General features: G+C 48.7%; 1 protein-coding gene. It reads right to left on the reverse strand.

Going from position 1 to position 11,630, the window contains the following annotated elements:
* Positions 1-252: 252 nt before the first annotated feature.
* On the reverse strand, positions 253-11,466 hold the full coding sequence (locus MHB46_RS03025) for an amino acid adenylation domain-containing protein (RefSeq protein WP_341161568.1): 11,214 nt from the start codon (positions 11,464-11,466) through the stop codon (positions 253-255).
* Positions 11,467-11,630: the final 164 nt, after the last annotated feature.

The raw sequence follows: 11,630 nt of genomic DNA on the forward strand, positions 1-11,630 counted from the left end.
CCTTACGTATGAAGTTGATTTAATGATTTGAACCGTGCGGTGATTGCATAGCGAGCAGATATTTATACTCCGTATGGAAGCCATCAGCATGGCGCTATGGAATCATCGCACTTCCCATCGCGGGAGTGCACATGATAAAGCGAATCCTGATCTAATCGTGTAAGCAGAAGACTTCTTACCTGTCGATCAGGATTCATGTGTTACAGATTAAAAATTAGTGATTCCGTTCGTTACATCACCGACCATAGATTTTCAAGATTTATGATGTGCCAAATCTTGTGTCATGTCTTTGTCCGTGTTCCGAGTTATCTTTTGTATTGTGGCACGGATACTTTTTACATTTTCCTCGATAAATCCGGGTTCCAGTAGTTCATAATGATTACCAATCAAGCTATGCTCTTCATAGCTACCTTGTGTAGCGTCTTTCCATAAAAGTCGATTATCTCCTGTACCCCTCACCGTTTCCGATCCAACGGCGACAAAGCCGTGAATATTCGCCTGAACGCTCTCTGTATTCACAAGCTGGTTGCCATACACCGCGTAAGCGATCATTTTACGTTGGTACGTTTCATTCAACAGCTCACGGTAGGAGTCGGGAACCTGTTCCAGCATATCATGAATTTCATGCTCTGTTTCTTCAACTGTGAAGGGCAGGGCTTCCGCCCTTTTGACCGAATCGAGCATAAAAATATCGGATACAGCATAGCCTTGACGTTCCAGTGTGTCAGCAACCTTATGCGCCAGATTACCACCTATGGAATAACCAAGCAGCACATACGGACCTTGCGCTTGCGTGCTGACGATCAAATCAACGTAACGTGCCAGCATGGCCTGCTCATCCGCAGCATCATCCACGAACTCTAATCCATACACGACTGCGTCCTGATCCAGTTGTTTCGCCAGCTCCGCGAACGACAGCCCGTATCCAAGCATAGGAGGAAAGCAGAAGATGGAGATCGGACCGTGTTCATTCAACCGAATGATTGGACTATCGGCCTTGTATTCCAGATCGGCTTTCAATAATGTGAGCGCCTGCTCTTCTATAGTCGGGAAGTCCATAACACTACGGATGGGGAGCTCAATGTCTGTGGCAAGGTGAACTTTGCGTATAAGCTCCAGTACTTTCAAGGAATGTCCACCCAACGTGAAAAAGTCATCATGGATACCCACTTGTGGAATTTCAAGCACTTCCTGCCAAATGGATGCCAGCAACTGCTCCACATCGGTTCGCGGTGCGACATATTCTGTACCCGTGTGCAGCCCTTTGTCCGGCACAGGTAAAGCTTTGCGGTCGATTTTGCCGTTTGTCGTCAGCGGAAACCGATCCAGCTGTACAAATGCGGATGGAATCATATAGCTCGGCAGACTGGCCGACATCGCAGCTCGAATCTCACGGATGGTCAGCTGTTCATCGGCAGTAAAGTAAGCACATAATTGCTGCTGACCTGCTCCATCCCGCAAAGCAATAACCACGCTATCCCGCACGGACGGTACACTTGCCAGCCGCGCCTCCACCTCACCCAGCTCAATCCGGTAACCGCGAATTTTAACCTGTTGATCAATCCGTCCAGCGTATTCCAGTATGCCGTCTTCACGCCAGCGAACAAGGTCTCCCGTGCAGTACAGGCGATCTCCGTCCCTCCACGGGTTAGCAAGAAATCTCTCAGCCGTCAGCTCAGGACGATTTAGATAACCACGTGCAACTCCGTCTCCGCCGACGACCAGCTCACCCCAAGCTCCGACCGGTTGCAGGTTAAATGACGAATCTACAACATACGCCGTCGAATTGCAGATGGGCCGTCCGATCGGCACAGAATCCAGCTGTTCTTCCGTAATGTGATACGTTGTCGAAAAGGTTGTGTTTTCCGTTGGCCCATAGCCGTTAATGATGTTCATGTCCGGATTATCGCGCAGGACCCGGTTAATATGGGGTGCAGACAAAACATCACCACCAACCAGCAAATACTTCACATCGCCGAAAAGTTTACTATCCTGCTGTGAAAGCTGATTAAATAACGGTGTGGTCAGCCACATCATGGTGACGTGATGATCCCGTATCGTCTCTTTAAGCTTGGCCGCGTCCAATAGATCATCCTTATGCACAAGAACAAGCTGACCACCATTCAGTAGCGCACCCCAAATTTCAAACGTAGATACATCAAATACAAACGCGCAAGTCTGCAGCATTCGGGTCGATTCATCAAATGGCACATAATCCGTATTGCGGACAAGGCGCACGACACTTTGATGCTCAACTACGACACCCTTAGGCTTACCTGTTGAACCTGAGGTATAAATGACATAAGCAGCATGATTACCCGCTCCATCTATACCCAGATTGGAAGCATCTGCACTGTAGGACGTATCCTCATTCAGATTGACAATCTGTCCGTCAAAATAGCAACGATCCAGTAAATCCTGCTGAGCCAGCAGCAGCTTAGCTCCCGAGTCCTCCAGCATATAACGGATACGGTCCTCCGGATATTGAGGGTCTACCGGCACATACGCGCCTCCAGCCTTCAAAATAGCGAGTGTTCCCGTAATCATATCCAGTGAGCGCTCCGTCAAAATGCCCACAGGTTCATCGGATTTCACCCCTGCATCACGTAGCGTATGCGCTAAACGGTTGGCTGTCTCATTGAGTTCCCGATAGGTCAATGATTGATGACCCAAAGCTACAGCAATATGATCCGGCGTGCGCTCTGCCTGCTCCTCAAACAGTTTTTGGATCGTGTGATGGCTTGGATATGCAGAGGCAGTGTCATTAAACTCTCCTGTAATTTGTTGTTTTTCCGCCGCTGTAACGAGTTCCAGCTCTTCTACGCAAACATTCGGGTTAAGCAAAACTTGCTCCAACAGATTCACAAAATGCCCATGCAGACGCTCAATGCCTGTTTGATCATAACTTAACGCATTATACATAAAACGAATCTTGATGCATTCTCCCGGCATAACGACTAAGCTCAGATCATAGTTAGTCTGCTCTGCAGCCACCACGTTGGAAATCGGGAATGTATCCTGCCCGGCACTTCCCAGTTCTTCGACCTGCTCATCTACCGGATAATTTTCAAACACCATAATATGGTTAATTAAATCCTGTTTCTGGTCGGTCAATGCCTGAATCTCAAACAGTGGATACGTATCATATGCATGAGAAGCCAGCGCCTGCTCCTGCGTTTTCTTCATAACTTCTGCAAAAGATTCCCCTGCCTTACTAAGAATGCGAACGGGAATGGTATTAATGAACAAGCCGATAATATCCTCTACCCCGATAATATCTGATGGACGGCCTGAGACGACACTGCCAAATACGACATCACTGTGGTTGTTATATTTTTGCAGCACAATCCCCCATGCGGTTTGTAATAACGTATTCATGGTCACTTGATATCGCTTAGCCGTCTCCTCCACCCGGAGGGTCAACTCACGTTCCAAAACCGTCACCCAATCACTAGCCGTGTTGCCTTCACTCTTGCGACCGGATTTTACAGCTGGTAACGCTGTTTGCTGCTCATATCCGGATAAATAGCTGCTCCAGTAGTCGGTTGCCGCCTTGCGATCCTGTGCTTCCAGCCATTCAATAAAGCGGCTGTACGGCACTGCCGGTGCCAGCTCTGGTACTCTGCCCTCCTGAAGTGCTGCATAGCTTTCAAACACTTCTTTATTTATAAGGGAGAGACACCAGCCGTCCATGACGATATGATGGAAGCTCCATACAAAATGATAGCTGTCTTCTCCAGTACGTAAAATCGCTACACGCAGCAGGACATCCCGACGCAGATCAAAGCCCCGTGCTTTATCTTGTAGCTTGAAATTTTTCACCCAGGTATCTATTTCATCCTCATCCAGATGGTGTAAATCTTCATATTGAAAGCCGCAATCCCGATTTCGATACACCACCTGCAACGGTTCCGTATCTCTGCCAAAATAAAAATGTGTACGCAACGCCTCATGTCGCCGAACCAGAATATTCAGGCTTTCTGCAAAAGCCCGAATGTCCATCTGACCTCGCATATCATAAGAAACCTGCTCAAAATACGCGTCATTCGCAGCTGCTTGACTATCTAGCTGACTGTGAAACAGCATCCCTTTCTGCATGGGGGTCAGTGCATATACATTGTCGATCTCACCCGCAGCACCCATTTCAGATAACAGGCTGTCCAAGCCCTCCACACTCATTCCTTTATAAGAAATATCACTTGGGGTAAGCTCCGGGTGTTCTTTATGGATGCAATGCGCCAAAATTTCACGCAGGCTCGATTCCAGGAATTTCGCCAATCGCTCGATGGTCTCCGGTCTATAGCTGGTACGACTATAGCTAATCGTCAGACCCAGTTGGCCCCCCGAAATAATGCCGCCAAAATCCAGCGTATACGTTCGAGCCATGGTCGGGCTCAACGGCATCCCACCCTCATATGAGGATGATTGCAAGTCGTTCCCTTTCATATCCTGATCGAACTGTCCCAAATAGTTAAAGCTGATTTCGGGATCTGTCGTAAATATGGCTGGAGATGCCTCCGGTGCCTGTGTCTGACGGTCGGCTAAATATTTCAGTACACCGTAGCCAATCCCTTTTTGCGGAATGCCGCGCAGTCCTTCCTTCACACGCTTAATCCGTTGCGAAAGTGCCAGTTCTTCCGGCATATCGAGCAAAACAGGATATTGGCTTGTAAACCACCCTATCGTTCGAGTAATGTCCACCTCTGGTAAAATGGCTTCACGTCCATGTCCCTCTAGATTTATCAGGAAACGATCATTTCCACTCCATGCTTGCAATGCCATTCCTACCGCCGTCAACAACAGGTCATTAATTTCTGTACGGTAGGCACGATTGGCCTGCTTGAGCAGTTGCTCTGTCTCTGCATGTGTCCACAAAGCAGTAACCGACTCACTATCGCCAATCAATGGCTTTTCGTGCTCGTTATGCCCGTAATCCTGCGGCAAAGGAGCCGGATCCGCTTGTGCAAGTTTCCCCCAATACGCTCGCTCACGTTCCATAGCTGGACTGTTGGCATAAGCGTGCAGCTGCTCGGCCCATGTTTGGAACGAATCTGTTTTATGAGGCAGCTGAATCACCTGTTCACCCTTGGAGGCTTGATCATAGGCAGTCGCCAAATCCTCGAATAAAATGCGCCAGGATACTCCGTCCACCGCCAAATGATGAATCACGACCAGCAGATGATCTCCATCCGGGCAACGGAACAGCCCCAGTCTCATCAGCGGACCTTCGCTTAGGGAAATACCAGATTGAATTTCATTACATTTCGCTTCAATTATCTTCGCCAAATCTTGCTTGTTTACATCGCTGTCATTATAGTCAAAGCATTCCAGATGGTACGGTTCGCCTTCCTCTACACTGCGGTTCCATGCTGTACATCCGTTCTCCGACAAACTAAAAACCATACGCAATGCATCATGGTGCGAAGTAATCTGATGGAGCGCCCGCCGTAGTGCCTGTTCGTCATAGCCTTCCTGACGATAGAGCATGACAGATTGGTTAAAATAGTGTAGTTCTCCCGTTGGCTGTTCAAAAAACCAGCGCTGAATCGGTGTAAGCACTACATTTCCTGTAACCTCGCCCTGCTCGGCTATTCGGTTAACAGGCTGAATATATGTGCTTAGTCCCGCAATTGTCGGGTATTTGAACAAGTCCTTCATTTCCAGCTTGTATCCAGCCTGAAACAAGCGGGACGATACTTGGATGGCCTTGATGGAGTCACCACCCAAATGGAAAAAGTTATCCTGTATTCCGACTTTCGGGATACCAAGAATGGCTCCCCAAGCCGTAGCCAGTGCCTGTTGGACATCCGTCTCGGGTGCCACATAATCCATACCTGTATCGAGATTGTGCTCAGGTGCGGGCAGTGCCCTACGGTCTACTTTGCCATTCAGCGTCAAAGGCAGTCTGGAGAGCTGCACAAAGTAGGACGGCACCATATAGCCAGGCAGATCCTGCGACAAAATGTTACGTAAGTCGCTGGCGCTCAATTCACTGTCTGTTGCAAAATAGGCACACAGCTGCTTTTGTCCGTGATCGTCCTGCCGCACGGTAACAACCGATTCCTTCACACCTGGAATTGTGGACAATCGGGTTTCAATTTCACCCAGTTCAATGCGGTAGCCGCGAATTTTGACCTGTTCATCCATTCTTCCCTTGTACTCCAGTACACCATCAGCACGCCAACGCACTAAGTCCCCTGTACGATAGCAATATTCTCCAGACCGGAATGGACTTTCAATAAATTTTTCCGCCGTAAGCTCGGGCCGATTCAGATATCCTCGCCCAACACCGTCGCCACCGACGATCAACTCTCCCCAGGCTCCGATAGGTTGCAGCTTCAACGAACGATTGACCACATAAGCGGTCGAGTGATCAATTGGACGTCCAATGGGAATAGCCTGGGTTTGCGGTTCTGTAATGTCATAGATGGTGGAAAAGGTGGTGTTCTCCGTCGGACCATAAATATTGGCCAGGCGAAGCTGCGGGTACTCCTTCAACACACGATTGACGTGTGGTACAGACAACACATCACCACCCACGAGCAACTCCTTCAAGGACGCAAACACTCCGATTTCTTGCTGCGAATACTGATTGAATAAAGCCGTGGTCATGAACATCGTGTTAACACGATACTTGTCAATCGCCTGCTTGAGCTTGGAGGCATCCAGAATAGTGTCATGGCTTACCACATACAGTTGTCCCCCGTTCAGCAGCGTTCCCCAGATTTCAAATGTGGAGGCATCGAACACAACTGCGCCCAATTGCAGCATACGTGTATTTTCATCAAGCATGGCATAGCTTTTGTTTTTCACTAGCCGCACGACATTACGGTGCTCAATCATCACGCCCTTCGGCTTGCCTGTCGTACCAGAGGTGTAGATCACATACGCAAGATCGGAGGAAGATCCCCCTGTTGTAATCGCAATTGTTCCATCCGTCTGAGCGTCACATTCAGATTTGCTATTGCATCGCTGTTCATCACTCAAATCAATGACCGGAATGCCGGGTTCAAAAGGAATCTGTTCACGTCGCTGTAACAGTAACAGCCCCGCACTGGAATCCTCCAGTAAATAACGGATACGCTCTTCAGGATAATCAGGATCAATGGGAACGTAAGCCCCTCCGACCTTCAAAATCGCCAGCATACCGACGACCATTTCAATGGAGCGTTCAGCCATAATCCCTACTCGCTGTGTCTCTGGCTCGGACCCGCGCTGTATCCCATGGGAAGCGAGTATGCGTGCCAGACGGTCGGCACGTTCATTTAGCTCGCGGTAGGTAAGCTGCATGTCCGCAAAGGTGATGGCCAGCCGATCTGGTGATTGCGCTACCTGTTCCTCGAACAGCACATGCAGTGCTTGATCTCGTGGATACGGATAGTCTGCTACCGTATCATTGAATCTCTGCACAAGCAGCTCTTTTTCTTGGGCCGAAACCATTTCTATAGCCGAAAGAGCGATATCCGGCTGTTTTATAACCGCATTGATAAGCTGCTGCAAATGTTCAGTCAGTCGTTCAATGGTTTCCCGTTTGTACAGCCGAGTTCCGTATTGAAGAGCACAGGAAATTTGTTCTCCATCCTCCACTGCGAACAGACTCAAATCAAATTTAGCCGTCGTTTGTTCACTTGGATAAGATGCCAATTGCAGCCCCGCCAGCTGCTGCTCTTTTTGCTCTATGTTTTGTAGTGCAAACATGGTATCAAATAACGGATTACGGCTTAAATCTCGATCTACGCCCAGCTTCTCCACCAGCTCTTCAAACGGATAATCCTGATGTTCAAAAGCCTTTAACGCGTTTTCCTTGACCTCCAACACATAATCGCGGAACGTTTTCCCGCCTTCTGGATAATTACGGATTGCCAGTGTATTCACGAACATCCCGATCAGACTGCCAAGATCCGCATGGGGCCGCCCTGCAATTGGCGAACCGACAATAATATCCTCCTGCCCGCTATAGTGGCTAAGCAAAGCCGAATAGGCAGCCAACAGCACCATATATAATGTCGATTCCGTCTGCACCGCTATGCTTTTTAAGCCTTCGCTTTGCCGTTGGTCAAGCGTAAATTCCAGCACATCTCCTTCAAAGCTTCTCACCGCTGGGCGTGGATAATCAGTCGGTAGATCAAGCACAGGTAGCTCTCCTGCGAAGGTATTGAGCCAGTAGTTTTCCTGTTCCCGGTAGCGTTCACTTTGCTGCTGCTTCTGTTGCCAAGCGGCGTAGTCTTTATACTGAATGCGTAGCGATGGCAGTGTGTCGCCTGCATATAAATGAATAAAGTCCTGAATTAGTACATTTATAGAGGTGCCGTCCGAAATGATATGATGCATGTCCATGAGCAAAATATGATGCTCTGGGTCTGTTTCAATCAAACCAACTCGGAATAACGGGGCCTGCCCCAGATCGAATGGTTGGACAAAGTTACGTACCAGCTCATCCGTTTCCTTTGGGGCAGCTCCGTGAGCATAGGTCAATTCCATGCAAAAAGGAACCTCGTCATGTACTCGCTGGACAGGTTCACCGTTCATGGTCTCAAAACTTGTGCGCAATGTTTCATGGCGGTCAATAAGCTGACGGAACGCGTTATCCAGTGCCTTGTGATCAAGTGAACCGGTCAGAGTCAGGGCACCAGGTATGTTATAGCTAATTCCCGCTCCATCAAGCTGATTGAGGATATACATCCGTTTTTGAGCTGAAGAAACCGCATAAAATGGCTTATTCTCCGTAACAGGGATGGATTCATAGGTGGTTTGCTCCAGTGCTTCAATAACCTGCGCCAGCTGTTCAATTGTCGGATGCTGGAACAGATCCTTTAGTTGCACATTTTTATGCAATTCCTTATAGATGAGTGATATGACATGTGTCGCCCGCAGGGAATGTCCTCCTGCCTCAAAAAAGTTATCCTTAATCCCAATGCGCTCAAGCTCCAGCACATCTTTCCAGATGCTAGCCAGTTGTGCTTGTAATTGATTTTGAGGAGGTACATATTCTGCGCCTGAGCTTACACCTCCCTCTGGTTGTGGCAACGCTCGGCGATCCACCTTGCCATTGGGCGTCAGTGGCAATTGCTCCAGCTGCACAAAATACGACGGTACCATGTAGCCCGGTAGCTCCTGGCTCAAAGCACTACGCAGCTCACTTGTCGCTACTTCCGCATGGGTGACCACATATGCGCAGAGCAGCTTTTGCCCCTGCTCATCTTCATGTGCAATTACAACAGCTTCTCGGACTGCCTCCAGCTTCAACAGCTGTGCTTCCACCTCGCCCAGCTCAATCCGGTAGCCTCGAATTTTCACCTGCGCGTCGATTCGTCCCTTATATTCCAGCGTCCCGTCCGCATTCCAACGCACCAGGTCCCCTGTTCGATAGCAGCGTTCGCCGCCACGGAACGGACTGTCAATGAACTTTTCGGTCGTCAGTTCTGGGCGGTTGCGGTATCCGCGAGCCACCCCGTCACCGCCGACGATCAGTTCTCCCCACGCTCCAACAGGCTGGAGCTGCATCGAACCGTCCACAACATATGCCGTCGAGTTATGGATCGGGCTACCAATGGGCACAGATGCCGATTGAACGCCGGTAATGGCATGTGTGGTGGAAAAGGTCGTATTTTCCGTCGGACCGTAGCCGTTAATAATATGTAGATTCGGATGGGCCTCCAATACCCGGTTAATATGCGGTACGGACAGCACATCACCACCGACCAACAGCTCCTGCATTCCCTCAAATAGTTCCAAGTCCTGCTGGGATAGCTGATTAAAGAGTGGTGCGGTCAGCCACATCGTGGTAATGCCGTGATTGCGAACAACTTCCTTGAGCTTGGGCGCGTCCAAAATAACATCCTGACTCACCAGCACAAGCTGTCCACCGTTCAATAGCGCACCCCAAATTTCGAAGGTGGACGCGTCAAAGACAACAGACCCGGTCTGCAAAATGCGTGTGTCGGCATTCAAGCGTGCATAGTTTGTATTTGTCACCAAACGCACGACATTACGGTGCTCCACCATAACCCCTTTGGGCTGGCCTGTAGTCCCTGAGGTGTACATAATATAGGCCAAGCAATCAGCTGCGCTCGCCTTCGGTTGTTCTTTAGCTGCATAAGTCTGCTGTATTTGTTTTGCTTGTTCTGATTGCGTAGCTTTGGGTTGCATGTTTTCTGGTTGTATGGTTGTCGTAGAAGCAAGTTCGGGACTGGCGGAAATGGAGTAGAACGGATCTAGGCAGTCCACGTATCCCGGATCAGTATTCGTTCCGTGATCATTCGGCAAAATGGGATCGTAACGATCAGCATCATCCGTTCCATAAATTGCAGCATCGCTAAGGTCAAGCACCCTTCCCTTAAAATCAGTGGGCCGATGTTCCATTCGCTGCACGAGCAGTATGTCCGCACCGGAATCCTTCAGTAAATAGCGTACACGCTCATCCGGGTAATCAGAATCAATAGGTACATACGCTCCACCTGCTTTGAGAATTCCGAGCATACCGACAATCATCTCAATCGAGCGTTCAGCTACAATGCCGACCGTCTGCTCGGTGCGGATTCCCTGCTTACGTAAAGAATGAGCCAGTCGGTTGGCCTTTTCATTCAATTCTGCATAGGTTAGGCTATCTTGCCCACACACTACCGCCACCTGCTGTGGTGTCTGCTTCACCTGTTTCTCGAACAATTCATGAATAGACGCATGACGTGGATAATCCACATTTGTATCGTTGAAGGTATGGAGCAGCTGCTCTACTTCTTGCTCTGACAGCACTTGTGCTGTGGAAATCGCCAACTCTGGCTGCTGCAAAACAATAGTGTACAGCCGCAGAAGCTGCTCAACAAAGTGCTCAATCGTCGTCTCGCTATAACGGTCGCTATTATACTTTACGTTCAGGGAGACCGCTTCATGTTCCCATTGAAACTGGAAATCTAGTTCAGATTGTACGTGATTCAAAAAATCAGAAATATGAATATTTTGCAAGGATACTGTGGTGTGAATAAGAGGCTTTCCATCCTCATTACGTTGAATGTCAAGTAATTCAGAATAGTTCCAAAAAGGAATGTTTTGATGTTCAATAGCTTCGCCGACAGAGGTTTTGATTTGAGACAGCAAGGCTTTGAAGGTTGTGCTGGAATCCAGCGTATTCTTCAATAAAAGCAGATGGTTGATCGGCTTTGTAGCACCGTTGCTAGACTTGGCTACCGGAATGCCCAGCAGCACACGTTCCTCACATGTGTATTTATGCAATAAGCTCTCTACTCCAGCAAGCAGGACCATAAACACGGCCCATGGAGCGCCACCTGTTATAGATGATATTCTTTGGGAAATTTCAGATGGAAATGTGAGTGTGTATGTGTGGGAATTTAAACTCGTTGCAGTTGTACTTTTGGACACGTTGTTAGTATATGGAAGACAGATGATATGATCCTCAGATTCCAGTTTATGGCTCCAGTAATTTTTTTCCTTCTCAAATAAGGCTTTCAATGACATCCCTCCTGCTTCTCGGGGCCTGTTCCCCCGGTTGGATGGTGCGTTGTTACGTACATGAGCGTTGTGTCAGAAAAAGAATACTTTGCAGGCAAGGGCAGTCGGACAAGCCGCCGCCCTCTGCACACGCAAAGTGAAATCATTACATTTAGAAAACGGAT

This window comes from Paenibacillus sp. FSL H7-0703 (genome assembly GCF_038003485.1).
Classification (GTDB): Bacteria; Bacillota; Bacilli; order Paenibacillales; family Paenibacillaceae; genus Paenibacillus; species Paenibacillus polymyxa_B.